Annotated in this window: 21 protein-coding genes and 1 pseudogene; 3 read left to right on the top strand and 19 right to left on the bottom strand. The window is 44.2% G+C overall.

The window, feature by feature from the left end:
* Positions 1-320: 320 nt before the first annotated feature.
* From B5E62_RS10725 to B5E62_RS10700, 6 genes are all read right to left on the bottom strand, one after another.
* Positions 321-1,073: a hypothetical protein gene (locus B5E62_RS10725; protein ID WP_087174565.1), complete on the bottom strand. Its 753-nt coding sequence runs from the start codon at positions 1,071-1,073 to the stop codon at positions 321-323.
* Positions 1,067-2,011: a hypothetical protein gene (locus B5E62_RS10720; protein ID WP_087174564.1), complete on the bottom strand. Its 945-nt coding sequence runs from the start codon at positions 2,009-2,011 to the stop codon at positions 1,067-1,069. The genes B5E62_RS10725 and B5E62_RS10720 overlap by 7 nt, the downstream gene beginning before the upstream one ends.
* Positions 2,012-2,271: 260 nt before the next feature.
* Positions 2,272-3,294: an SAVED domain-containing protein gene (locus tag B5E62_RS10715; RefSeq protein WP_143468853.1), complete on the bottom strand. Its 1,023-nt coding sequence runs from the start codon at positions 3,292-3,294 to the stop codon at positions 2,272-2,274.
* A gap of 20 nt (positions 3,295-3,314) precedes the next feature.
* On the bottom strand, positions 3,315-3,821 hold the full coding sequence (locus B5E62_RS10710) for a Mov34/MPN/PAD-1 family protein (RefSeq protein WP_087174562.1): 507 nt from the start codon (positions 3,819-3,821) through the stop codon (positions 3,315-3,317).
* A gap of 1 nt (position 3,822) precedes the next feature.
* Positions 3,823-5,541 (bottom strand): ThiF family adenylyltransferase, encoded by a 1,719-nt coding sequence (locus B5E62_RS10705; RefSeq protein ID WP_087174561.1) that lies wholly within the window; start codon positions 5,539-5,541, stop codon positions 3,823-3,825.
* Positions 5,541-6,566, bottom strand: a complete 1,026-nt coding sequence (locus B5E62_RS10700) for a nucleotidyltransferase domain-containing protein (protein ID WP_087174560.1) — start codon at positions 6,564-6,566, stop codon at positions 5,541-5,543. The genes B5E62_RS10705 and B5E62_RS10700 overlap by 1 nt, the downstream gene beginning before the upstream one ends.
* Before the next feature lie 184 nt (positions 6,567-6,750).
* On the opposite strand from B5E62_RS10700, the gene B5E62_RS10695 reads away from it, so the two are divergent.
* The gene (locus tag B5E62_RS10695) at positions 6,751-8,085 is read left to right on the top strand and encodes an AAA family ATPase (protein WP_087174559.1); all 1,335 of its coding nucleotides are present in this window, start codon (positions 6,751-6,753) and stop codon (positions 8,083-8,085) included.
* Positions 8,086-8,255: 170 nt separating this feature from the next.
* Here the strand turns inward: B5E62_RS10695 and B5E62_RS10690 are convergent, their stop codons facing one another.
* The 5 genes from B5E62_RS10690 to B5E62_RS10670 form a co-directional block, all read right to left on the bottom strand.
* Positions 8,256-8,564: a hypothetical protein gene (locus B5E62_RS10690; RefSeq protein WP_143468852.1), complete on the bottom strand. Its 309-nt coding sequence runs from the start codon at positions 8,562-8,564 to the stop codon at positions 8,256-8,258.
* Between the two features lie 36 nt (positions 8,565-8,600).
* Positions 8,601-10,142 carry a MobA/MobL family protein gene (locus B5E62_RS10685; protein ID WP_087174557.1) on the bottom strand — a complete coding sequence of 514 codons (1,542 nt, stop codon included), beginning with the start codon at positions 10,140-10,142 and terminating at the stop codon, positions 8,601-8,603.
* A gap of 369 nt (positions 10,143-10,511) precedes the next feature.
* Complete coding sequence (locus B5E62_RS10680) at positions 10,512-11,807, bottom strand: virulence-associated E family protein (protein ID WP_087174556.1); 1,296 nt, start codon at positions 11,805-11,807, stop codon at positions 10,512-10,514.
* Complete coding sequence (locus B5E62_RS10675; RefSeq protein WP_087174555.1) at positions 11,710-12,456, bottom strand: CHC2 zinc finger domain-containing protein; 747 nt, start codon at positions 12,454-12,456, stop codon at positions 11,710-11,712. Before B5E62_RS10675 ends, B5E62_RS10680 begins: the two co-directional genes overlap by 98 nt.
* Before the next feature lie 3 nt (positions 12,457-12,459).
* Entirely contained in the window at positions 12,460-12,648 is a 189-nt protein-coding gene (locus B5E62_RS10670) for an ICEBs1 excisionase (protein WP_087166868.1), read from the bottom strand.
* Between the two features lie 210 nt (positions 12,649-12,858).
* On the opposite strand from B5E62_RS10670, the gene B5E62_RS10665 reads away from it, so the two are divergent.
* Both B5E62_RS10665 and B5E62_RS10660 read left to right on the top strand, forming a co-directional pair.
* Positions 12,859-13,443 carry a helix-turn-helix domain-containing protein gene (locus tag B5E62_RS10665; protein ID WP_087174554.1) on the top strand — a complete coding sequence of 195 codons (585 nt, stop codon included), beginning with the start codon at positions 12,859-12,861 and terminating at the stop codon, positions 13,441-13,443.
* A 47-nt stretch (positions 13,444-13,490) separates the two neighbouring features.
* Positions 13,491-14,609, top strand: a complete 1,119-nt coding sequence (locus tag B5E62_RS10660) for a site-specific integrase (RefSeq protein WP_087174553.1) — start codon at positions 13,491-13,493, stop codon at positions 14,607-14,609.
* A 61-nt stretch (positions 14,610-14,670) separates the two neighbouring features.
* On the opposite strand, the gene guaA is transcribed toward B5E62_RS10660, so the two are convergent.
* From guaA to B5E62_RS10620, 8 genes and pseudogenes are all read right to left on the bottom strand, one after another.
* Positions 14,671-16,215, bottom strand: a complete 1,545-nt coding sequence (gene guaA / locus B5E62_RS10655; RefSeq protein ID WP_087174552.1) for a glutamine-hydrolyzing GMP synthase — start codon at positions 16,213-16,215, stop codon at positions 14,671-14,673.
* A gap of 120 nt (positions 16,216-16,335) precedes the next feature.
* The gene (locus B5E62_RS10650) at positions 16,336-17,640 is read right to left on the bottom strand and encodes an MATE family efflux transporter (protein WP_087174551.1); all 1,305 of its coding nucleotides are present in this window, start codon (positions 17,638-17,640) and stop codon (positions 16,336-16,338) included.
* 75 nt (positions 17,641-17,715) lie between these two features.
* A complete protein-coding gene (locus B5E62_RS10645) occupies positions 17,716-20,076 on the bottom strand; it encodes a glycoside hydrolase family 2 protein (protein WP_087174550.1) in 2,361 nt (786 codons plus the stop codon).
* Between the two features lie 97 nt (positions 20,077-20,173).
* Positions 20,174-21,331: an SLC13 family permease gene (locus tag B5E62_RS10640; RefSeq protein WP_087174549.1), complete on the bottom strand. Its 1,158-nt coding sequence runs from the start codon at positions 21,329-21,331 to the stop codon at positions 20,174-20,176.
* A 116-nt stretch (positions 21,332-21,447) separates the two neighbouring features.
* Positions 21,448-21,807 (bottom strand): P-II family nitrogen regulator, encoded by a 360-nt coding sequence (locus B5E62_RS10635; protein ID WP_076779407.1) that lies wholly within the window; start codon positions 21,805-21,807, stop codon positions 21,448-21,450.
* A gap of 40 nt (positions 21,808-21,847) precedes the next feature.
* Positions 21,848-23,086 carry an ammonium transporter gene (locus tag B5E62_RS10630; RefSeq protein ID WP_087174548.1) on the bottom strand — a complete coding sequence of 413 codons (1,239 nt, stop codon included), beginning with the start codon at positions 23,084-23,086 and terminating at the stop codon, positions 21,848-21,850.
* Positions 23,087-23,293: 207 nt separating this feature from the next.
* A pseudogene (locus B5E62_RS10625) lies at positions 23,294-23,452 on the bottom strand (sporulation transcriptional regulator SpoIIID); the annotation flags it as partial.
* Positions 23,442-25,019: a recombinase family protein gene (locus tag B5E62_RS10620; RefSeq protein WP_087174546.1), complete on the bottom strand. Its 1,578-nt coding sequence runs from the start codon at positions 25,017-25,019 to the stop codon at positions 23,442-23,444. The pseudogene B5E62_RS10625 and the gene B5E62_RS10620, both read right to left, overlap by 11 nt.
* Position 25,020 lies beyond the last annotated feature (1 nt).

The following is a 25,020-nucleotide window of genomic DNA, read 5'->3' as shown; positions in this document are numbered from 1 at the left end:
AATATGTTTTTTGCAGAAAAGAGTATGTGGACATTTTCTTGACAATCAACCTATAGAAAAAGCCCTCACCCCGAACAAATGCTGGGATTGTGGGCTTTACTCTCCTATTCGAACTCGGTTCTTTTCTTCAAAACTCAAACAAATTTGTTTAAGTTTTATGAACTTTCCGATTTCTTTTATCTCATTTTCATATTGTGCGCTGACTTACTTATCCTCAGTTGCCGTCGCGTTGCCATGTATGTATTATATCAAAGAAGAAGTAAAAAGCGAAGATTTTATTTGAATTTTATCAAAAAATTTCTATTATCTCATAGCAAAGATTATTCCGATAAACCAAAGATATCTCGCAGAGTATTGATGATATCTGCTTCCTGTACTCCGGTGATCTTTAAATTTTTTAATTCCTCTTTTGTAACTTTTAATGTTCGGGTAAAACTTTCCATATCTTTTCTGGCTTTTTCCGGCAGTTCACAAAACTCTAATGGCATTTCCGATACAATTCTTAAAATATCATTTCTGTGCTTTTTTATATCTCTGGAATCCACATGTTCTCCCTGCTCCAGTTTTTGATTCAGGTCAAGCCACGCTTTTGCTTTAAAGGCGATTAACCCGGTTGGTTTTAATACCGTTATTCCATCTATAATATTCCTCTCCTTTAAGAGCAGCTCATAATAAGAATCATCCAATAAGATGGCTGAAAGACTGGAAACAGAATCATCTATATGAATTGGTGTCAACACTGTTTCCGGCTCTAATTCCCAGTTTGCTCTGGAAAACAGTTCTATCATTGCAGGATATCCAGTTTCTTCAGGCTTATCAAATCTGTAAAACTGCGGACTTCCATTGCTTCTGGCACGATTTCGATACTTTCCTTTTTGCACAAATTCCCAAAATCTCTGTGCAAATTCTTTGGTCTGCGCCTCGATTACAAGTACCATATCCAAATCTTTTGTGACTCTGAAGTCCAGATCATTATTATGAAAAGAAAGATCGCAGGCCGCACCACCAATCAAAACATACTGATCTGTAAAGTCTGAAAAGTAATCATAAAATATACCCAATCCTTTTACCATACGTACTCCTCCAGCATTTTCTCTAAGGCAGTTTCCACTCTGGGATCATCCACATCCTTTAACAACAAGTAAATAGACAGCGGATCAATGATATTTCCCTGATGAAAAGGAATGCAATATCCTATTTCCTGAACCACGCATCCCGGTATTTCATCACGAGGGATCTGCCTTTCCTGATCAATTCCTTTTTCTCTAATTTCATATTTTGTAACCGCATATGTGGGATATGAATTATCCTCCAGCATTGACAATTCCGCCAGACCCGATATTCCGCTCTTCATAGATATATTAGAAAGATCTCGTTCCAGATAAAATTCTCTCACCAACGGAGTCCGCAAAAATGGCTTAATCGTATCCCATATTTCTTTTTTACTGCCTGCTTTTATATATCTTCGACTTCGTCCTCTTTTTGTTAAAACAGGAATTTCAAGACTCTCTATCTCGTCAAAAACTCTTGTGACAGACATTTTAGAAACCTTTATCCGTTCTGCAGCCGCGGTCACCGTAAGATCATTCCATTCTTCATAAAGAGCTGTCAGCAGAAATTTCTGCGCAAGAAACGAAATTTTTAAACAGGGCTTTATCTGCCTCGCCTCATTCTGCTTAAGCAACAGACCCAGGAATGGAATATAAACCTGATGATTTTCCCAGACAAAAGGGATCCCTTCTTCCAGCATTTTATCCCTGGAATAATAATTCAGGTAGTTTAAATAAAGCACACAATACGTACCCGCCAGACGTTCTATCTGCTTTTGTTGTCTGCGTAATGCTGCCAGACCGAATTTTTCTTTGGGATTGGCTAAAATACATACCTGATCCATGATTTCCATCTGATAAAACTCATAATTTGTCCGAAGCACCAGCGGAAACTTTTTGATCTTTTTATATGGGGTAATTTCTATCTTTTGATGCAAAGTTTTTTCAATAAACTCTTTCATAACATCACCTGATAATTTTAATATTTTAATTGTAACTTATTTTATGTTACAAGTCAAATTTTATGCAATAAAATAGCAGATACTCCTTAAGATTATCTGCTACTGTTTCATTATTTCTTATAGGGAATTCATATCAATTACATTTAGTAAAATTAGAAGTTTCCAATAATAATAAAATATGTATAGATGAGCCAACACCGTCATCAAATATTTTAATCTCGTCATTTTTTCTCAAATGACGAGATTAACTCTCTTTCAACTTATGCACCTTTGGTTTTTATATATGCTCTTTCTGAAATTTGATTCATATTTATCCCCCACGTATATGTCCCCTGCTCATAATGATACACCACTATTTCCGGATCATGTTGTTGGCTAAATCCTTGAGCCAAAAAGAAGGTAAATGCAACTGATGAGCTAATCACCATATGAATCCGTTTAATATTATACTTTATTACTATATTCCGTATTGTTGACAAAATAATAGTTCGCAATTGTTCCGCATCTTTATAAGATACAATACTATCAAACCCCATATAATTCGTTACAAATTTTAATATATGCTTATTTTCAGGATGTAATATATTGAAATGGTGATCTTGTATATTTAAAGAAGTAGAAATAGCCACAATAATTTCTCTTGAATCGACCAAATTATGCTCTTCTACATAATTTATATGGATTCCCGTATTCTCTTCATTCCATTCTTCAAATATTTTTGAATTATCTCGTTTCTTATGCAATAGAATAACATTATTCTGATCTCCAATTTTATATCCCAGCCGAAAAACAAACGGAGTGTATGCTATTCCATAATAAGCGATTCGTTTTTGAGATTTCTGTGCTGCTAACGCCATTTGATCAATATCTTCTATTGCTTTATTATCGATTTTATCGGTTTGTACACTCCCTACTTGTTGCAATTCGTGTTCATTTAAATAATAATTATGTTTAAATTTAGGATCTATATCTGCCAAATCATATGCTAAGGACTGGTGTCGTATAAGAAATATTTTTTGTTTATAAAAAGTTTGTAGCAATAAAAGGACTATTAATAATATGAAAACTACTGGAAAAATCCATTTTCCTTTAAACTTTGATAGATTCGCTATATCTGGATAAAAATTTTTAGCTGTCGAATACCAATTTGAAATATCACCGACCTCTATTTTATCAATATATGAAGAAAAACCATAAGCAATCAGCGTTAAACATCCAAATACAATAACACCTATTATTGTAATTGTTTTTGGCATTCTATGTATTTTACTAATCATTTTCATTGTTTCTCCTAATTTCCATTCTACTTAATTATGTTTCTCCAAAATTGTGTACAAATTAACTGTGGTTTTATTATGCTACCAGATTTTATTTTCCATATTCTTACCGCTTCCAATCCTGCAATTAAATGATACTGTATCGTATTACATTTATCATTCTTTAAAATTTTTTTCCAATTTTTTTTATCTATCATCGAATACTCTGGAATGCGTTCTGAATGTGTATGCCATTCTCCAACATATCTATATATCCCATTATTTTCATTATAAAGATTTTGATAAAATTCTAAATGACCACTATCTTTTCTAATAAAACGCGATCGCTTTTGAATATCTTCAGGCATAGGGGAAGTGGCAAATTCAATAATAAGATTGTTATTAGTAATATTTTCTCGGCCAATTAATATGCCACCCGATTCTGGATAACTATATATTAACTGGCGTTTATTCCATAACAAATCCACTATGGTATTTGTTATTTTTATTACTCTTTTTTCATCGTGAAATACTATTTCATGCAAGATATTCATTTTAATTCTTTCCTTCAGCTAAAACACTTAAACGTTGTATGGCAATCTCATTTTTTTGTTGCAAATAGAAATTTGATACTTTTAAACCCGCCCGAGCAAAATAATATCCTTCTCCCTTCACAGAAATCAAATAATTATCGTCATATCTATCATCCAATACACGTCTAACGCAGTCCATTCCAACGACAACCGTTTTTAATGATACACTTGATCCGTATGGAATATATGAACCTCCACACCCAGAAAGATTTCTGGATACCCTTTGACCGGGAGCAGTATAAGCCACTGCATCGTACAAATCTCCAGTTATTTCATTTCTTTTAAAGAAGCTGTCATAACACCCAGTATTTTTCCCTGAGATCACTGCTACATGACATCCAATATCAAGTGGCTCATTCCATTCATATATTACTACAGTATCTATTTTTCTATTTAGCACTTCATTATCTATCCATCTATTAATATTGTGATTACCAGTAGCAGATATAATTAAGTCAAATTCAGATAAATCAATTTCTTCTTCCTCTATAAGTTCTCTAATATCGCCATCAATTGCCTTGATGTTTAAATTAGGTATATTTTTACTAAAATATCTGCAAAGAGCATCCGCCTTATATTGTCCAACATATTCCATTCCCAGAAAATGTCTGTATATGTTTTCCGCCTTTAGTAGATCTATGTCTACAACTATAATATTTTCAATCCCTGCCTTGACAAGCTCATTACACATATAACTTCCAATAGATCCACAACCAATTAACAATATCTTTTTATTATTATAACGATTTTCATCTGTTCTCTTTATTATAAAAGCTTTGTCTTCACGCACAGCATATACTGGGAGTACCTTATTACTTTTACCCGAAAGAATCTTAAATCGTCCGTCTTTCATGAAGGCTAATTTCCCATTTTTTAGAAAAATTGCAATGCATGTCTCTACACCATTAGGCTGAATAATATCAAATATTAATAATTGCGACTTACATCCCTTTTTAATATCTGCTGTTTTTTTTAATGGATACATTATTGACAACAATTTGTTACAATAATTGATGGATAGTGGCTCACGAAAATCAGGAGGAATTACATAATCTTTTGCTTGAATATAACAAAATAAGCCATTCTTTTGTTGTCCTTTTAATCTTTGTAACTGAAAATATTCTGATGGTCCAGCATAAATACATGCATTTTTACAACGTTGTATATAATGGATATATTTCTCTTGTTTTCTTCTGTTTGGCATTTCCCATATATATTTTAAAATTTGTGATTCTCTTTTATCAGGAATAGATATTTTCATATTAACTAAATCAGGAAGATAACTCCAATATGAAGAAAATTCACGGACAAACTCTTCATATATATCTTCATAAAATCCTGAATAAAGAATCTTTATCGCTCTTTCTACACACTGCGCAACGATTCCATATAAATCAGGCTCAATTAATAAGCCTTCCAAATCAAACAAACATAGTTTACCATCCTTTTCAATATGTGGCATAAAAGGAAGGCTATATATATCTTTAATAAAAATATGAATTAATTCCTGTTCCCAATTTTCTGGAACACAAATAATAACGGCAACCTCTTTCTCCTGAATTAAAAGATTGCAATTGAAGGCGCACTGATATGTACGCCTTCTGATATACTTATCCTTATGAATAGTTATATTAGAAACACTTGGTAAATCTAATAATATATCACGAACAATATCAATCATTAATTCATTACTCCTGATGCACTTATCGGAGGAATATAGTCATGCTGTATCTTAGAAATATTTTTAGCTTCTGGCACATGGAAATCTTCACCAAATATCCTTTGAAGCTTTTTACACTGTTCAATTTCATCTGCTTCACCTTGGACTGCCTCTAAATCACGGATTAGTTTTTCTAATTTTTCTTTAAAATCCGTCATCTGTATATCTGTCATTTTTTCAAAGGCGTCCGTATTATTCTCAAACTTTAGAATAGATGGCATAGGACATTTTAATCGATACAACCATCGATCATCTTCAAACTTTTCGATTTTAAAAAGACCCTGTATGCTCTTTACCGCAGCCAAAAGTGCACCTAAATCATCATCTAGACAAGCCACAAAATTATCAACAACAATTAAAGTAATTCCAATACTAGCCGGTTCTGCATGTCCCTGACTATTGAATCGCCGATTTTTCCAACGTTTGATATATCTAATGACTCGCCTAAACTGATCTCTTTCATCCCCTTTATCAATCTTATGATTAATGTAGTCTACTAGACCGACTGGGTCTGATTTTTCCCATTTAATCTCTTCTGGTTTACTATCCTTACCACGTGCAAGATACAATTGACTTTCTTTATCTGTATGATCCTCATAAAGATAAGTCACAAGATCCACATGATAAGTTGGCTCTCCATCTTTTTTATATGTAACCGTAACACATGGTTTCTTAATGGTAGCGCCATAATCTGTATGACCGTCTAAGATATTCGCTATGATATTTTTAATTTCCATTGGTTCATAGTCATCTTTATCTGCGTTAAATCGTAGTCCAACATCAATATCATACTCTCGACCATCAGTAGGCTCAATGCCTAAATGCATACTGTAGCTTCCCTGATTATATTCATCAAATCCCGGCAATCTATCACTATTCCGTAAAATACCTAAAAGGATATCCCTCTTATCGGCCAATTCGGCATTAACCTCATAATCTAACTTTATCCGCTCATAAAAATTTAAGAACTCACTTTGAATACTCATTTAACTCCTCCGATCTTTGTTTGAAACCAAATACTTATTTCTATTATTAATATAAGCGTATCATAATATCGTTCTTATATCAACATGTTTTCCATTTGTATTCGTAATTTTTTCTATTACATTCAACAAATATGTCATTTACAAGCATATATTTTTCATGTAAAATAAAACAGGAGGTAAAATTATGATTGAATATATACGGCTTAAGAATTTTAAATCATTTGGTGATGTAGAATTTAACCTTCTTGATAAAAAAGGATTCCCCAAAAAACTAATTCTTATATATGGTGAAAATGGTATCGGCAAATCAAATCTAGCTTCTTCTTTTTTTATGCTATCTGAAACTATGCAAACAATGGACATGAGAGATATATTGCAAAAATTACTTTCACAAAACGATGACCAAATAGATGACGAAGAATTTACTCAGTTGATTAAAGCACGATATAAAGATATGGAAACCATTATTCATGAATGCAAGATGGTCGGATCTACAGATTCAATGTATTTAGAATTAGGATTTAGAATCAATGAGAAATCTGGGAAGTATATAATTGAAACCGATGACAAACAGGTAATTCATGAGCGGTTAGAGTATACCTTAATTAAAAACAAAGGTACTTTTTTTGATTTATCCCCAGAAAAAATATTTATTAGTCCAAAAGCTTTTAAAAGCAAAAATGCTCTACATGAAATAAAATCAGCATGTGAAAAATTTTGGGGAAAACACACTGTATTATCAATACTAATGCATGAGTCTACAGATAAAGCTGATAAATATATTAAAGAACAAATTAGTGACAATTTTAATTCAATCCTAAAGTTCCTTTCACGTATTTCATGTAAAATTAAATTTGGTAGTAGACAAGAACGAGGAATTATCGGCTTACCTCAAGAATTATTGGGAAGTCTTGAAAAAGGCAAAGTTTCAGATAATGAAGAAAATCAATTAGATCGAATTGCAGAAATGCTTACTCAATTTTTTCACCTAACATACCGTGATATTCAAAAAGCCTATTATAAAAAGGAGAAAAAAAATAATCAAATACACTATCGCTTAATGATTTCTAAATTTATTGCAGGCCGAACAAGAGAACTGGATTTCTCGCTTGAATCTACAGGAACCCAGTCTCTTATACAACAGCTTCCATTTATGTTAGTTGCCGTAAAAGGGTCTGTATCTATTATGGATGAATTTGATACAGGCATACATGATTTATTAGTCAAAGATCTAATACTTTCATTAGAAAAAAATATCACCGGGCAATTAATCATAACAACGCATAATACATTGCTTATGGAGTCTGGTCTTTCAAAAGAATATATCTACGTTATTAACGAAATAGAAAATGGAAATAAGGAAGTCCAATGTATAACCCATTATGATCGTAAAATACATCCTAATACAAATATCCGTGATCAATATATCTTTGGAAAATATTCTGGCATACCAGATCATACAAGCATAGATTTCAAAGAATTACTCACACTTTTAAAAAAGAATAAACAAATATTTTAACGGATTTCTAATGTCCTTTCTTCCACTATATTAAAAGCTATATCGATAATTTATTAATCCAAAATCAAATTAGTTGCAAAAAGTAACCGCAAACTTTATATGCTTGCGGTTACTTTTCATATAATCAATACATATTATTCCAATGTTCGATAAATTGAAAACTCTTCACCTCACTTATCTACAGCCTTATGCTTTTCTCCGCTAACGTTTTTTGCCATATCCACCATCAACAATATTCCCACCTGAATCCCAATCTCCATATAAACACTTGCAGTTTCACTGGTCACTTCATTGGAAAGATCCAGCAGCTCCGATGTGGGATTCTTATCATATTTTGCTACTGCCTTTTCAAATCTAAGATACGGCTCCTCCAACCGTTCCTCATAACTCCTGTTATCTTCGTCTAGTCCACTTCCAAATAAAAGATAATCCGCTATTCCCCGTATGGTTGCTCTTTCAAATATCTTTTCGATGTACACTCCTAATTCCTCCTCTATCCACATCAAAACCTAATTCTACAGGCAATCTCTTCCATGACTCCTTTTCCGTTCTTTTTTCTGTTTCTGCTCCACCTCTTGTTTCTTCTCTTGTAAGCGATCATGAATGCTTTTCTGCCTTGTCTGCTCTGGAACGTTGGCTTTGATTATCCAGTACTTCTTTTCCGGGATTCCCTTCTGATCCCATTCACTCTGAAGTTTCCGCACGCCTTCCAGTTCAGTAACTGCAGCTTTATAGGCTTTCTTTACTTCCAGTGCATTTTCATATCCCTGCATTTTAGGAATCTCGCTTAAAGTCTCCTGGGATTTCTTCAGCTCCTGCCGTTTTCCGGCGATCTTCTGTTCCAGTTCTTTCTTCTCTTTCCCATGAAACCACCTTTTCTGCACTTCTTTCAAATCTTTCTCCAGCCTGAGCTTTGCTTTCTCAATGGCATAAATCTTCTGTTCCGCTTTCTTCATCTTCTGCAAAATACGATCCAGCCCCATCACTTCCGCTTCCTGCAGAGCGGAAGATGGTCTTTCTCCTTTTGCCGACTCCGGCAGTAGTGCCGGTGTCACATCAAATTTCAGATCATGACGGATCAGCGGGTTTCCTCTTGCGTCAAATTCTCCGTTCCGGATTTCTTTCATAAACTGAATGAATCCCCTCAGTTTCCCAATTGCTTTCTGCAGGATCTTTCGGAACTGATCCGGTTTCCAGCCCACCTTCATGATCGACTCTTGAGCCGACACAGTGATCTCTTTTTTCTTCACCTGGCACAATTCTTCCTCTGTCACGCCTTCCGTCACTGCCCGGTCCACCATATGATTCCATTCCTGCCGGAGATAATTATCAATTCGGATCTCCTCTGCCTTTGGATTGTTCTTTCCAATCTTTCTGGTAGGCAGATAAGGACTGTTCTTATCAAACACCTTTAGTTTCTCTGTCGGATCTTTCACCAGTTCATTGATAAGATCCGTATAGTAATATTTCATTTTTTCCGTAAATTTCTTGGACTTGAATTCCTGGTTTTTCGGTTTGAAGAGATTGGTTTCATAAACTTCTCCCTTTTTAATGATCCTGCATCCCGGCCGGATCTCTCCACGTTCATTCAGGATCTCTTTCTTTGTCCGGACGTGTTTTCCGTTTTCGTCATAGAACATATTCCTTGCAGCAATCTTTCTTTCCGGAACATCTAATTCCTGTCTTTCTGAAAAGATCAGATGAATATGAAGATTGGTTTTTGCCTTATTATGGTGCAGAGCGCTTGCCACCGCCATATCATATCTCTCCACAAACTTTGCGGAAAAATATTTCAGCAGCATATCCGGATCATATTGGATCAGACTTGGCGGCAGCATGATGATCAGCTCTCTCGCCTCAATGCATTTGCCCTCTGTACCGCTTTTTCTGAAATCCTTCTGATTTTCTTTTGAAAGGTAAGACCAATATTTCGACTCCACATTGGTAAAGGTGGCATATAAATTTTCCTGTCGTTTCGGATCCGAGATATAACGCACCCTGCCTCTGACATTGGGCAGTTTGACCACCTGAAGAAAACTGTTTTTTCCATTTGTCATGTATCTCCTTTCCGGCGGTTGTACGTCAGATCATCCCTTTGTTTACACGCCGGTCTGCCCCGCAGGGCCTTCCGGAGGATTCCCTTAAGGAAGTGCCGGTGGCTGTTTCTTAAGGGAAGAGCTCGATGCAGTCGCGAAATACACAGAGTATAAATCGTCAGATTTGTGCGATGGGTGTATTTCGCTCTCAATCGCCGAGGGCTTAGTTTCTGGCGTATCCGCCTTTTTCTTTCTGCCCGTATCCGGGCCTTATTTCACTCCTGTGTTTTTAACTTTCAAAGTTTTTTTCTCCCTGTTCACACTTCCCTGTTCACAAACTTGTGAACAAACTTTTGTGAACAAGGCTCAAAACATTTTTAAAGTTAACTTTTACTCAAAAGGTAACTCCTTATTTTCATCCACTTTCATGAATCCATCCGAATCCTTTTTCGGACGGATCCGCTTCCATGAACGCTGCGTTCCCAGTCCCCCGGAGAACCTGTGATTCCCATGTTTTTCCCATCCGGTAATCTCATTGTCCATCAAGTCTCCGATCTCTTTGGACTGCCATTTAGGGACAATGCCTTCCTGATGAAACACTTCCTGATAGATGATGGTGGAGCAGACATAATCCTCTTCGTAGTTGTCCAGGAAAGCCTGGATCATCCCGGTCTGTGTATCTTCCGGCATAAAGTCCTTCTGCAGAGATTTCACATAGTCTTCCATATCCGGAGAGAAGGTCAGGAGAAATTCCCTGCTTCGGTAGATTTCCATTGCCTCTGCCCACGCCTGCATGATATATTCTCTGGAGCCTTTTTCATCCCGATATATCATAGTCTCTGCTTTTTCCGGACATACCTTTACCGGTCCGAACCGCCGATTACCCGTCCGGTCAAAAGGCAGGAAAGCAAGGTCATTGGAAGTGCCGCAGAACACGCATTGACGATATCTGTCTTCCGCTCTTCTTTCGTAGGGAATCCGATAAGTGTCCTTCTGTCTGCTCAGGAAAGATTTGGTCTCCTCAATGCTTTTGGCATTCGCTACTGCATTCATTTCCGACATTTCCACAATCCAGTGCCCCTGCAGATATTCGTAAACTTTCTTGTCATCCAGCCGTTTCACATCATCCGTGAACCATTCATCCTGAATTGCCAGATATTTGAAAAAAGTAGATTTTCCTGTCCCCTGACCGCCAACCAGACAGAGCATGATATCGTACTTCTTTCCAGGTTCATACAGGCGGCTTATGGATGCCAGCATGTGCATCTTCATAACCTCTCCTGCATATTCCGGATTTTCTGCCCCGAAGAAATGAGTCAGCATCCCCGCAATACGGGGTCTGCCGTCCCACTTCAGACTTTCCAGCAGATCAATGATCGGATGGAAACTGTTATCGTTGGCTACAATATCTATCGCTTTTCCGATCACCCGGTCACTGGTCAGTCCGTAATTTTTTTCCAGATAGAGAGACAGGTTGTTCATATCCGTATCTGTCATCTGTACGCCCCGTCTCTTCCATGGCACTTTTTTCTTAATATCAATTTGGCAGGTCATCTCATTCCTGCAGACAGCTCCCCGCAGGCATGGATCATATTCCAACACGTATTTGCAATTCTGGATAGACTGCCGGATCCGGCCTTTCTCCGTTACTTCCAGATTGTCCCGGATTTCTTCCGGTGTCAGCATTTCCTGCTCTACAATATTCTCTAATTTCTTCCAGGACTCCCCGCTGATATTCTTCCATTCGCTGCTCAATCTTCTCCACCTCCTTCCGTTTATAAATGAAAAATTCCGCTATTTCCTCTCCGTCACCGGTCAAAAGGATATCCAGATAATCATTGATCTTCCTCTCATTATCCAGTGCCTCCACAAAGCATTCCTGCTCAAAAGGCTCCGGCCCGGATCCGTAAAACTGTTTCCAGAACCGAATCCACGACAGATAGTCCGTCAAAACCTCTACGGCATGATTTTTCCAGGTTCTAACCTTACTTTTTACCGAAAAATGATACCGACTTTGTACTTTTTTACCTTCTCTGTCCCGGGATTTGTTCTGAACAGACTTTTGCTCCTTCAATGGGATTGGAAGATTAAAATCAGTGATCAGCTTTTTTGCTGCCTCATAAGGAGACATTCCAAATAATTTGCCCGTAAATGTGATTACATCTCCCTTTGCCCCGCAGGCAAAGCAGTAAAATCCCTGATCCACTTTCATGCTGGGATGACGGTCCTGATGAAAAGGACAGCACGCCATCCCATTTGTGTTTACCTTCAATCCGTACCGTTCGGCAGCCTGCCTTGCGGTAACCGATTTCTTAACACTTTGAAAAATATTCATCCCTTACTCCGATTCGCAGCCATAGAACTTTTTCTGGAAATACCGGATCGGGACTTTACCTCTGATCACGTTATAACCGGATTCTTCCAGTTCCTGGTTCAGTTCCCGCACAATGCCATATGCTTTGCTCCTGCCGACACCCAGTACCTCCATAATGTCATTGGCTGTTATATAAGAAACCTTAACCTGCATTTTCTTCCCTCCTTTCTCTGACAAACTACAAATAGTGCATTTTACATACGCTTTTTATTTGTTTGAATTATTACACGTCATATTATACGCATTTTTAATTCGTGTTTTTATTATACGTCTGTTTTTCATATTTGTAAATAGCATTTTTAAATTTTACGCACTTGCAATACATATTTTTCTGTGTTATACTGTGCGTGAGGTGAATAAATAATGAATGATATGGATATTTCAACGATTGGAGAACGTATTAAAACTCTCCGAAAAAAACGAGGTTATAACCAGAAAGAGTTAGCAGATCTTTTAGGAAAGTCACTCCGCACCATTCAGAAATACGAAAGCGGAGAAATTGAAGTATCTATTGCTATGGTCAATGAACTTGCCAAAGTGCTGGATACTACTTCCACCTATCTTCTGGGGCATCAGACCGGCGATTTTAAATTTGACAGCCTTTCAGATGTAATGGAATGCCTGTTTCAGATTGAGAAAATAACGGGACTTCATTTTTCTATTGAGACAAAAAGACCGCCTCACCATGACGGCTGGCAGTGTTCCATTACCTTTGACGGAAAAGATAAAGCAGCTGATCTGAATGCAGATATGTGCCTTTTCCTGGAAGAATGGGAAAACAATCGAGAATCTTTCAAAGAATACGGCATGTCAAAATCTGCCTATGAGGCGTGGAAAGATAAGACACTGGCTTATTATGCTTCACAGGGTGTAGAAATGTCTGAATTAGAAGATCTTGATGAGGACGAGCGTATAAAAAGAAGAGCTGCTCTGCTTTCTGGCGAATAATCTCCCAACATAGGGTTTTTATAACTCTAAGAAAGGAATGATCAGATTTGTCAGTAACAAAGGATACTTCAGGAAAATGGATGTCCCAGATCCGTGTCAAGGATTACACCGGAAAAGTCATCCATAAAAAGAAACGTGGATTTGCAACCAAAAAAGAAGCTTTAGAATGGGAACGGGATTTTCTGAACAAAGCAACAGCCGATATGGGAATGCTGTTTCAGGATTTCGTAGAGCTATATTTTGAAGATATGAGCCACCGGCTGAAAGAGTCTACCATCATCAGTAAACATTATATGGTGGACAAAAAGATTCTTCCGGTATTCGGAAAAATCCCTATCAATGAGATTACGCCGAAAGATATCCGCAAATGGCAGAACAGCTTAACTGCCTATCGGGATGAAAATGGAAAACCTTATTCCCAGACTTATTTAAAAGCGATCAACAACCAGCTGACGGCTATGTTCAATTATGCAGTAAAATATTATGACCTGCATGAGAATCCATGCACCAAAGCCGGAAGTATGGGAAAAAGTCATGCGCAAGAAATGAACTTCTGGACAAAAGCAGAGTTTGAGCAGTTTATAGTGGCAGTACAGGACAAACCCGCCTCCTATACCGCATTTATGACTCTGTATTATACCGGAATGCGTGTAGGAGAGTTATGTGCATTGACGCCTGCAGATGTGGATCTGGAAGGCCATACAATCACGATTAATAAGACCTTTCAGCGTATCAACGGCAGGGATGTGATCTGGCCGCCAAAGACGCCAAAAAGCAATCGGGTTGTTACCATTCCACAAACTCTTGCCAACTGTCTGAAAGAGTATATGGATAAGTGCTATGAGATCCAGCCGGATGACAGACTGTTTCCTTACACCAAAAGTTTTCTGAACCATGAAATGCTCCGTGGATGTAAGAAGTCAGGAGTTAAAAAGATCCGGGTACACGATCTCCGCCACTCCCATGCAAGTCTTCTGATCGAAATGGGATGCCAGCCTCTTCTGATTGCAGACCGGCTCGGACATGAAAAAATACAGACGACCTTAAATACTTACAGTCATCTGTATCCGAATAAGCAGGCAGAAGTAGCTGCCCAGCTTGAAAATGTGATAAACGGAACAACAGTTCCGAATGGTAGCCAAATGGCAGGTGTAGCCAATTTGTAGCCAACAAAAGAGAAAAATCTCTGGAAAGCCTGTAAAATAAGGCTTCCCAGAGATATGGTGTCTATTCGAACTCTATCGTCCCCGGCGGCTTGCTCGTCAGATCGTAGAATACTCTGTTGACCCCCTTGACCTCATTGATGATCCTGCTCATCACCTTCTGCAGCACCTCAAAGGGGATCTCCGCCGCCTCGGCTGTCATGAAGTCGATGGTCTTCACCGCTCTCAGGGCCACGGCGTAATCATAGGTCCTCTCATCTCCCATGACACCGACAGAGCGCATATTGGTCAGGGCCGCGAAATACTGGTTGATCTCCCCGGCCAATCCAGCCTTTGCGATCTCCTCGCGGTAGATGGCGTCTGCATCCTGGACGATGCGCACCTTCTCAGCTGTCACCTCGCCGATGATGCGGATGCCAAGGCCCGGGCCCGGGAATGGCTGACGGAACACCAGCTCCTCCGGGATGCCAAGTTCCAGTCCGGCTTTGCGGACCTCGTCCTTGAACAGGTCGCGGAGCGGCTCGATGATCTCCTTGAAATCCACATAGTCCGGGAGTCCGCCCACGTTGTGGTGTGATTTGATCACGGCGGACTCGCCGCCAAGGCCGCTCTCCACCACGTCCGGGTAGATGGTTCCCTGGGCCAGGAAATCCACTGCTCCGATCTTCTTCGCTTCCTCCTCGAATACGCGGATAAACTCCTCGCCGATGATCTTGCGCTTCTGCTCCGGCTCGGTCACGCCTGCCAGCTTGTTGTAGTAGCGCTCCTGGGCATTGACCCGGATAAAGTTCAGGTCAAAGTCGCCTTCCGGTCCGAAGACAGCCTCCACCTCGTCTCCCTCGTTCTTGCGGAGAAGGCCGTGGTCTACAAATACGCAGGTGAGCTGTTTTCCGATGGCTCTTGACAGAAGGCCTGCTGCCACGGAGGAGTCAACGCCGCCTGACAGAGCCAGGAGCACCTTGCCGTCCCCGACTTTTTCGCGGATCGCCTCGATGGAGCTCTCCACAAAGGAGTCCATCCTCCAATCGCCGCAGCACCCACAGACGCCGCGAACGAAATTGTAGAGCATCTTTGTTCCCTCCTGGGTGTGGAGCACCTCCGGGTGGAACTGGATGGCATACAGCTTCTGCTCTTCATTTTCCGCTGCCGCCACGGGGCAGTCAGCTGTGTGAGCTGTGATGCGGAAGCCCGGAGCCACCTGGGAAATGTAATCAAAATGGCTCATCCAGCACACAGTTTTCTCGGATACATTTTCAAACAACTTGGAGCTGCGGTCCACCATCACTTCCGTCTTTCCATATTCACGCACAGCAGCGCGCTCTACCTTTCCGCCCAGCACATGCATCATAAGCTGTGCGCCGTAGCAAAGTCCGAGCACCGGGATGCCCAGCTCAAAAAGCTCTCTGGAATAGGTAGGTGAGTCCTCCAGATAGCAGCTGTTGGGACCGCCGGTCAAAATGATCCCTTTGGGATTTTTACTTTTGATGGTCTCGATATCGGTCCTGTAAGAATAGATTTCGCAGTACACGTTGCTCTCGCGGACGCGGCGCGCCACGAGCTGGTTGTACTGACCGCCGAAATCCAGTACAATGACTAATTCTCTTTTCACCGCTTGTTCCTCCTCGTATTTTTTTCCTCAATGGAATAGTTCTATTATAAAGTAGCAGGGCCCGGTTGGCAACAAAAACCGACATTTTGTCAGGCCGCCCCTGATCGGGCCGCCATCGGTCTAGGTCAGCGCCTGGTGCTTCCATTTCCCGCTGAAATACCGGGCGATAAAGCAGATGCTCCGCACCACCCAGTCGATGATCATGGCCACCCACACGCCGAACACGCCCATACCCATATATTTTCCCAGTATGTAACTGAAAATAATGCGGAAGATCCACATGGACACAACGGAGATGACCATGCACATCTTAGCATCCCCGGAGGCCCGGAAGGTGGCCGGTATGGTAAATGCCAGCGGCCAGATCAGCACGCAGCACACGGCGTAGAAAATGACAATGTCCGTTGTCACCTCCGCCGTACGGCTGGACAGATCATAGGCCTTCAGGATCAGGGGCAGCACCAGCACGATGATCACGTTGGTGACCACCATGCAGGCGTAGGTGATGCACAAAAGCTTTTTTGTGTAATATTTCACCTGTCCGTAGTCGCCGGCTCCCACACACCTTGCGATCACCGTGGTCACCGCCAGGGCGATGGCCATGCCGGGCAATACCTGGAAGGAGGCGATGACATTGGACACCGCGTTGGCTGCGATGGCGTAGGTGCCGAAGGTGGAGACGAGGCTCAGCACGATGATCTTCCCAAGCTGGAACATGCTGTTCTCCAGGCCATTTGGCACTCCGATGCCCAGTATCTTGCGTATCATAGCCCAATCGGGCCGGTATCTGCGGGAGGGCCTCACATAGATAGCGCGCCGGCGGTCCGCCAGCAGGACCATGATGAGGATGGCCGCCGTCATCCTGGACACCAGTGTGGGGATGGCCACACCCTCTGTCCCTCTGTGAAATCCGTAGATCAAGATGGCATTTCCCGCCACATTGATGATATTCATGACAATAGATACCCGCATGGAGATCTCCGAGTTTCCCATAGTCCGGAAAATGGCGGCTCCTCCGTTGTAGAGAGCGATAAAGGGGATGGAGGCGGTCACGATCATCAGGTAGGTGTCCGCATGCCCCATGACGTCCGCCTCGATCTGGCCGAAAACGCCGTGGAGGATCCAGTATTTGCAGGCGTAGATGACGAGGGTGATCACCACCGCACAGATGGTGATAAACCACACAAGCTGCTCTGCCGCCTGGCAGGCCTTCTCCTTCCTCTGCTGTCCCAGATACTGGCCCGCCACCACGGCGCCGCCGGTCCCCAATGCGGCAAACACATTGATGAGCAGCACCATGATATTGTCCACCAGGGACACCCCGGACACGGCCGCCTCCCCCACGCTGGCCACCATGATGCTGTCCGCCATTCCCACAAGGACAGCCAGCATCTGTTCGATGATAAGCGGGATGATGAGGGCCATCAGCGCCCGATTGTCAAATAGATACGGTTTCTTCTCTGTTTGTTCTGTTCTGATCTTCAAGATTTCCCCAGCTTTCTAAAGCATATCTCCGTGGGCCTTTACGTCAAAGGTAAAGGTCAGCTCTTTTTCTCCGCCCCGGTACACCGTCAGTCTTCCGGTTCCTTCCTCCCCCGTGGTGCGGACATAGCAGCCGGACATGCCGCCCTCGAGAGCCACCAGGGCAGGGCCCTCCAGCTCCACACAGCCTTCCGCCTCAAACCGCAGCACATCGTGGGCATAGGGGGCCAGGTTCCCGTTCTGATCCACAGCCCGCAGCCGGATGGTTGCCATGTCCCATGTATCTCCGTCCACAAGCACAGCTGTGTCGCAGGCTCCCTCCAGGTGTATCTCCTCCACCGGCGAGACGGTGACCGTGCGGATGACCTGCTCGCCCCGCAGGGCCTCAAACCTCCACACAGCGGTCTCCACGCCCCAGCCGCCCATACCTTCGTCTGTCGCTCCCTGGGACACAGCCTCTCCGCTCGCAGCCATATCAGGCCTCCCTTTCTTCCCGAACACAGCCTCATATAACCGGCAAAGCCAGCCTGTCAGGCCGCTCCTCTTCTCTTCCCCTGCCAGTCCCCCATCCGACTGCCCGCCGTCCGTCCCGGCCGGGCCGTTCCCGATCAGCACCGGCGGATGGGCGAGATGGGGATATTTCCCTGTCGGGAAATACTCCCCTGCCAGGGCGCCATCTTTGTAAAGGCGCACCTTCTCCCCGTTGGTAAAGACGGCCACCTCCCCGATCTGTCCGGCCGGGTGGTCTCCGATGCTCATGGTGCTGCTGACCGCCAGCACCGGCCAGTCGTCCTGACAGGAGGCGTAGACACTGGCCGCCAGCTTGGGGTTGCGGAACATGTCCAGGACACCGTGGTAGCAGATCCTGTCCCCGCTTCCAAAATCCTTGTGGGTGTTGTAGTCGAACATGCACCACCCGAAGGTTCCGCCGATATCCTCGTGTCCGGCCGCACTGTCCAGCACCCGGACGTGGCGCATGGCGTGCTCCTTCCGATGCTCCTCGTCGTCGCAGGCCTTTGTGGGGAACATGTGCCCGTTGTACTCTGTGATAAAGTAGGCCTTCTCCATGTCCGGCGTCACAGCTTCCTTGGCGTCACAGCCCGGATTGTCCCCCGTGTGGCTGAAATCATTGTAGGTGTACACGTCCTCCAGCAAATGGCTCTTTTTCAGATAGCGCACGCCACCCGTCGGCCGGGCCGGGTCCAGTCTGTGAGCTGTCTCCACAGTCCTGCTGTAAAGCTCATCATCATCCTGGCTCTCATTGATCCGGACGCCCCACATAAAGATGCTGGGGTGGTTGCGGTACTGCCGCACCATATCCTCTGTATTTTTCACCGCCTGGTCCTTCCACGCTTCCCCGCCGATGTGCTGCCATCCGGGGATTTCCGTGAAGACCAGAAGCCCCAGCTCATCACAGCGGTCCAGGAAAGCATGACTCTGGGGATAGTGGCTGGTCCGCACTGCATTGCAGCCCAGCTCATGCTTCAGGATTTCCGCGTCCAGCCTCTGGGCTCTGGCCGGAGCCGCATAGCCCATGTAGGGCCAGCTCTGGTGCCGGTTCAGCCCGCGTATTTTCACCTTTTTCCCGTTCAGCCAGCATCCGTCCGGCTTCATCTCGACCGTCCGGAAGCCGAAGCGGACATCCTCCGCATCCATGACGTTTCCAAATTTTACAAGCTCCAGGTGCAGTGTATAAAGCCGGGGATGCTCCGTGTCCCAAAGTCCGGCACGGGGTACGAGCATATGGAAATGGTCCTGAAAATCCTGCTCCTCCAGCCGGGCGAAGACTTCGCCGTCCTCCCCCAGCACCCAGGCCCGCATCTGACAGCCCTCGGTCCTCTCTGCCTCTATCTTCACCTCCAGGTGCTTCCTGTCATCAGGCATGACGAAGACATCCCTGAACCGGGTCTTCTCCTGCACATCCAGGTAGACCGGGCGGTAAATGCCGCCGTAGGTCAGATAGTCCACCACATAGCCAAAGGGCGGGATATCCAGAGTTTCCCGGCTGTCCACCTTGACCACGATCCGGTTTGTCTGGCCGTACCGCAGAAGCTGCGACAGGTCCGCCGCAAAGGCTGTGTAGCCGCACCCGTGGATGCCGGCAGATTTCCCGTTACAGTACACCTCCGCCTGGTGGGCCGCCCCCTCCAGCGTCAGCGTGACATATTTTCTCTCCCATTCTCTGGGTATATCCAGTTCTTTTATGTAAGCGCTCACCATCTGATAATCCTTCTCACTGCAGTAGTGCAGAGGAAGCATTTTCACTGTGTGGGGAAGCTGGACCCGCTCCAGCTCCTCCAGCTTCTCAGACGGCATGCTGTTCAGGCTTCCGGTGTAGTGCTGTGTAAAGTACCAGTTGTGATTGATCTGATAGCGCATGTTGTCCCTCCTTTGTAAGTCTGCCTTTCGATTTCTCTGTAGAATATGATAGCGCAGGGAGGAGTATATTACAAGCGGGAACCCGGCTAAGTGTTCCCTACACCCCGCCCAGAAGCAGCGCCTCTAAAAGCAGCAGTGCAAGAAACAGCACATTCCAGAATGTAAACACCTTCATAAAGCTCCCCCTGCTCTGGGGATACTCTCTTGTCACAATCTTGTAAGAGATGAGGCTGGCCAGGGAAGCGATCAGCGTCCCCAGGCCCCCCAGATTCACTCCTGTCAGAAGAGGCTGTATCCGGTCAGTAAATCCGGACAGAAGGATTGCTGCCGGCACGTTGCTCATGACCTGGCTGGCCAGGACGCCTGTCAGCAGCTCCCGCCCTTCCACCGCGGAGACAAGCGCCTCACTGACCAGCGGAATCCTCTTCATATTTCCCACAAAAATAAAGAAAAAGAGAAAAGTGAAGAGGAGGAAATAGTCTACCTCCAGGTACAGCCTCAGGTCCAGAAGCATCACGGCCACTGCCACGCAGAAGAGCACTGGAAGATAGGGCAGCATCCGAAACACCACCAGCAGGCAGAGTACAAGGAGGAGCAGAAAGGGAAGGATATCCCCGGCCAGTCTTTTTCCGGCCCTCCCGCTCTCCTTCTCCGCCTCCTTCTCTGTCCTCTTTCCCAACTCTACTTCCATCAGCGGCTCATCCCGGCCTGCAAACGCTGCCGCCAGAAGAAGCAGGAGTGAAAGTCCCGCATAGGGAAGGACAGCTCCCGCAAACTGGCCTGCCGTAAGCTTTGAGACCGAATACAGATACAGATTTTGAGGGTTTCCGATAGGGGTCGCCATGCTCCCCAGGTTGGCCCCTATCGTCTCCAGCACCACCAGCTTCACGATCCGCTCCTCATTACCGGTCATGCGGAATACCAGCATCGTAAAAGGGACAAAGGTGAGCAGCGTCACATCATTGGTAATGATCATGCTGGAGAAGAAGCAGAGCAGCACCATGACAGCAGACAGTGCCCGCAGGCTCCCCGCCTTCCTTAGGAGCACATGCCCCAACAGGGTGAACACACCTTTGGACCTGAGCCCCGCCACAAGGATCATGAGACAGAAAAGCAGAGCAATGGTCCGCCAGTCCGGATAACTCAGATAGGTCTCGTCCGGTCTCACAAAAAAGGCGGACAGAACCGCCAGAAGGAGGGACACACAGAATACCGTTTCATTTTTCAGGATATTTTTTAAGATCTTTTTCGCCATTTTTCTTTCTCCCTGCCCTGAAGAATTTCACAGGGCACACAAAAGCCCGCCGTCTCCCCGGCGGGCCGCTTTCCTATTATATATCCTGTCATCTGTTCATGCAACACCTGATCCGTCTACTCAAACTCCGACTGGACCGCATCATATCCGGTCTCTTTTGTCCGGATCTTCATGACACTCCTGATTTCATAGCTGAAGATCTTCCCATCTCCCACATCCCCGGTAAAGGCCGCTTTCTGGATAGTGTCGATGACCTTTTTCTCCCACTCCTCCGAGGATACCACGATTTCAAATTTAATCTTGGGCTGAAGGAAAATATCGATCTCCGATCCACGGACCACTTCCTTGTATCCTCTCTGAGCGCCGCATCCCATGACCTGGGACACGGTAATGCCGTTGACTTCTATCTGATTGAGGGCGTCTTTCACTTCCTCAAACTTTTCTTCTCTGACGATTGCTTCCACCTTGATCAGCATATATTTCTTCCTCCTCATGCTCTTATCAAAATATTTCCGTTTAGTCAAAACCATTGAAGGACGGGTAAGCGTTCTCCCCGTGCTGGGTCACATCAAGTCCGATCATCACGTCCTTCTCATCTACCCGGAGTCTGGTAAAGATGCGGATCACGCCTATGCAGATCAGCGAGCCGACCACTGCGACCGCTATGGTAACAAGAATACTGATGACCTGAGCGACAAACAGCCCTGTCTCTCCGAACACCAGTCCGTCCCACTGTGCCACAGAGTTGATGGAGCTCTGTCCGAAAAGCCCGGTGGCTATGCCGCCCCAGATACCGCCGATCCCATGGCATCCGAAAGCGTCCAGGGAGTCGTCTATCTTCAGTCTGTGTTTGATCAGATTGATCATACAGTAGCAGATGGGGCTCACGAGGGCACCGATGATAAACGCAGACCAGACAGGTACAAATCCGGCTCCCGGCGTGATCGCCACAAGGCCCACCACAAGACCGGTGCAGGCGCCCACCAGTGTGGGCTTTCCCTCTTTTGCCGTGTCAATGAGCATCCAGGAAAGAAGAGCTGTCGCCGCGGACACGGATGTAGTCATAAAAGCGTGGGCCGCAAGGCCGTCGGCTGCCAGGGCACTCCCCGCATTAAAGCCATACCACCCAAACCACAGAAGGGATGCTCCCAGAACAACAAAAGGAATATTGTGGATGCGGTAGGATGTCTTCTCATAACCTTTGCGCCTCCCAAGGTAAATAGCGAGCACCAGCGCGCTCACTCCTGAGCTGATGTGGACTACATTTCCTCCCGCAAAATCCACAGAGCCGAGGGCTGCGAGAAATCCCCCCTGCCCCCATACCATATGAGCCATGGGATAGTAGACGATGACAGACCAGAGAGCGATAAAGGCAAACAGCGCCTTGAATTTCATCCTGCCCACCACAGCCCCGGTAATGAGAGCCGGCGTGATCATGGCAAACATCATCTGGAATCCCGCATACACAAGATGGGGAATGGTGTCCGAATAAGGTCCTGCGTCCCATCCCACGCCGCTAAACGCCAGCCAGCCGAAATCCCCGATCACCCCGCCATGGTCACTGCCGAATGCAAGGGAATAGCCAAAGAGCACCCACATAAATACGGACAGTCCCATGATCGCCACGCAGGCCATCATGGTGTTTACCACATTTTTCCTCCTGACCAGACCTCCGTAGAAAAAAGCCAGCCCCGGCGTCATGATAAATACAAGCGCCGCACAGATCATCATAAATCCCGTGTTTCCTGTGTCCATAAAAATACCTCCCGTGTTTCCTTTAGATTAAAACGAAAAAACGCCTGACCGGTGGAGGCGTTTTTCCGTCTCACCGTCAGGCGTCTTTGTCTTGTGGCTAAGTCTAGCAGATGAAGGGTCTGAAATCAAGAAAAATCGTTTCAAAAATAGCAATTTTGTTGAAAATTAAAGAATTTTTTCGAAATTTTCTTTTATTTTCAGCCAAATCTACAAAGCCATGTGGTGCGTGCCTTTGTACTTTTCCCGGGTAGCAAGTCCTCCCCGTATGTGCCGCTCAGACTTGTTTACATCCAGGATCTTCCTGGCCTCCGCCGCCAGGGACGGATTGATCTGGAGAAGGCGGTCGGTCACATCTTTATGTGCGGTCGTGATTATTTTGAGCGTTTTCTGCGTCCGGTATTTCTGTCCGGTCTTCAACCAGTATGGCTTCGTCCAGTCCCAGATCTCCTAGCAGTTTCAGGTAAATGTCCACATTTCCATCTTTGTCCACTTCAATCTTCTCAATGATTTTTTTCAGCTGGGTATTGGTCATCTGGTGCACATCTGTAATGTCCTCGATCGACTGAAACGTTGTATTCAGCAATTCTTCCAGCTGATCTCCCTTTGTGATTTGATAGGTCACCATTTTTAATTCATTTTCCAGCCGCTCGATTTCCTGCCTTGCCCCGCCGATCCGGTCATTCAGCTCCTGCCTTGTGATCAGATCATCGGTATACATGTCCATGTATTTCTCCCGCATGGCTTTCAGCTTTGTCAGCTTATCCTTCAGCTCCTTTTCATACTCCACATTTTCATCTTTCGCCTTGTAGACACGCTGAAATTCCTTCACCACATACTGAATGACTTTCTTCTTATTCTTCAGCACATTCGAAAAGTATTCCTGCAGCACTTCGATCAGTTCTTCCTCATCCAGGGTCACTGCATTGGGACAGGAATCAGCACCTTTCCCGTTATGTCCCGAACATACCCAGCGTACGTAAGTATTCTTATACTTTCGCACTGTCCGGCGGAAAGACCATCCGCACTCCTTACATTTGATCAACGTAGAAAACAGGTATTTGTTACTCTGCCGTTCGTGATTCAGGTTAAACGCCTGATTCCGGGAATGAAGAATCTTCTGCGCCTGTTCAAACACTTCATTATCAATGATTCGCAGTTCCGGCCGCTCTGTCACCAACCATTCCGTCTCATCCTTTTCCTTCCGCTGTCCGGTAAGAAAATCTGCTACTTCCTGTTTCCCATTAATAATCTTTCCAGTATAAAGTTCATTTGTGAGAATCCGGCTGACAGCATTCTGGCTCCACTTACAGTTCCGCTTTGTCCGGCTTCCCTGCTCATTCAGTTTATTGGAAATAGCGGCGCATCCGTAGCCCTCTTCTGTATACAACTGATAAATCTGACGTATCACCTTTGCTTCTTTCTCGTTGATCGTGAGATTGAAATAATCACCGATCGTCTTGTCATATCCGAAAACAATATTGGGAACCCGGCCCTTCTCCGCATTCACCTTTTTCCCGAACTTGATACGCTTGGATGTATTGGCACTCTCTTCCTGCGCCAGAGCACCAAAGATGGTGAGGACAAATTCGCTGTTCCCCATGCTGGTCATGTTGGCCGTGAGAAACTGTGTCTCGATTCCAAGCGCTTTCAGACGGCGGATGTTCTGAAGAAGATCCACGGTATTCCTTGCAAAACGGGAAATATCTTTTACGACAACCATATCAAAAAGGCCGTGCTCTGCATCGGCCATCATCTGTAAAAATTCTTTTCTGTTTTTAATTTTTGTTCCGGAAATCCCCTCATCAGCATATACTTTAACAAGGTGATCTCCGGTGCGCTGAACGTATTCAGTAAAAAACTGTTTCTGGGTTTCCAGGCTGTTCAGCTGGTCGGATTTATCCGTGGAAACACGGCAGTATGCTGCAATGTTCATA

This window comes from Lachnoclostridium sp. An118, from assembly GCF_002160985.1.
GTDB lineage: Bacteria > Bacillota > Clostridia > Lachnospirales > Lachnospiraceae > Claveliimonas > Claveliimonas stercoravium.
This window is presented reverse-complemented; position numbering and strand designations above follow the sequence as displayed.

What these genes read in the sequence shown, in the direction of transcription:
- B5E62_RS10695 (WP_087174559.1), top strand. Translation starts at nt 6,751, where the DNA reads ATGATTGAATATATACGGCTTAAGAATTTTAAATCATTTGGTGATGTA.
- B5E62_RS10715 (WP_143468853.1), bottom strand. Translation starts at nt 3,294, where the DNA reads ATGAAAATGATTAGTAAAATACATAGAATGCCAAAAACAATTACAATA.
- B5E62_RS10700 (WP_087174560.1), bottom strand. Translation starts at nt 6,566, where the DNA reads ATGAGTATTCAAAGTGAGTTCTTAAATTTTTATGAGCGGATAAAGTTA.
- B5E62_RS10635 (WP_076779407.1), bottom strand. Translation starts at nt 21,807, where the DNA reads ATGCTGATCAAGGTGGAAGCAATCGTCAGAGAAGAAAAGTTTGAGGAA.
- B5E62_RS10645 (WP_087174550.1), bottom strand. Translation starts at nt 20,076, where the DNA reads ATGCGCTATCAGATCAATCACAACTGGTACTTTACACAGCACTACACC.
- B5E62_RS10680 (WP_087174556.1), bottom strand. Translation starts at nt 11,807, where the DNA reads ATGCTGACACCGGAAGAAATCCGGGACAATCTGGAAGTAACGGAGAAA.
- B5E62_RS10640 (WP_087174549.1), bottom strand. Translation starts at nt 21,331, where the DNA reads ATGGCGAAAAAGATCTTAAAAAATATCCTGAAAAATGAAACGGTATTC.
- B5E62_RS10685 (WP_087174557.1), bottom strand. Translation starts at nt 10,142, where the DNA reads ATGACAAATGGAAAAAACAGTTTTCTTCAGGTGGTCAAACTGCCCAAT.
- B5E62_RS10720 (WP_087174564.1), bottom strand. Translation starts at nt 2,011, where the DNA reads ATGAAAGAGTTTATTGAAAAAACTTTGCATCAAAAGATAGAAATTACC.
- B5E62_RS10630 (WP_087174548.1), bottom strand. Translation starts at nt 23,086, where the DNA reads ATGGACACAGGAAACACGGGATTTATGATGATCTGTGCGGCGCTTGTA.
- B5E62_RS10670 (WP_087166868.1), bottom strand. Translation starts at nt 12,648, where the DNA reads ATGCAGGTTAAGGTTTCTTATATAACAGCCAATGACATTATGGAGGTA.
- B5E62_RS10725 (WP_087174565.1), bottom strand. Translation starts at nt 1,073, where the DNA reads ATGGTAAAAGGATTGGGTATATTTTATGATTACTTTTCAGACTTTACA.
- B5E62_RS10710 (WP_087174562.1), bottom strand. Translation starts at nt 3,821, where the DNA reads ATGAATATCTTGCATGAAATAGTATTTCACGATGAAAAAAGAGTAATA.
- B5E62_RS10675 (WP_087174555.1), bottom strand. Translation starts at nt 12,456, where the DNA reads ATGAATATTTTTCAAAGTGTTAAGAAATCGGTTACCGCAAGGCAGGCT.
- B5E62_RS10620 (WP_087174546.1), bottom strand. Translation starts at nt 25,019, where the DNA reads ATGAACATTGCAGCATACTGCCGTGTTTCCACGGATAAATCCGACCAG.
- B5E62_RS10665 (WP_087174554.1), top strand. Translation starts at nt 12,859, where the DNA reads ATGAATGATATGGATATTTCAACGATTGGAGAACGTATTAAAACTCTC.
- B5E62_RS10650 (WP_087174551.1), bottom strand. Translation starts at nt 17,640, where the DNA reads ATGGCCCTCATCATCCCGCTTATCATCGAACAGATGCTGGCTGTCCTT.
- B5E62_RS10705 (WP_087174561.1), bottom strand. Translation starts at nt 5,541, where the DNA reads ATGATTGATATTGTTCGTGATATATTATTAGATTTACCAAGTGTTTCT.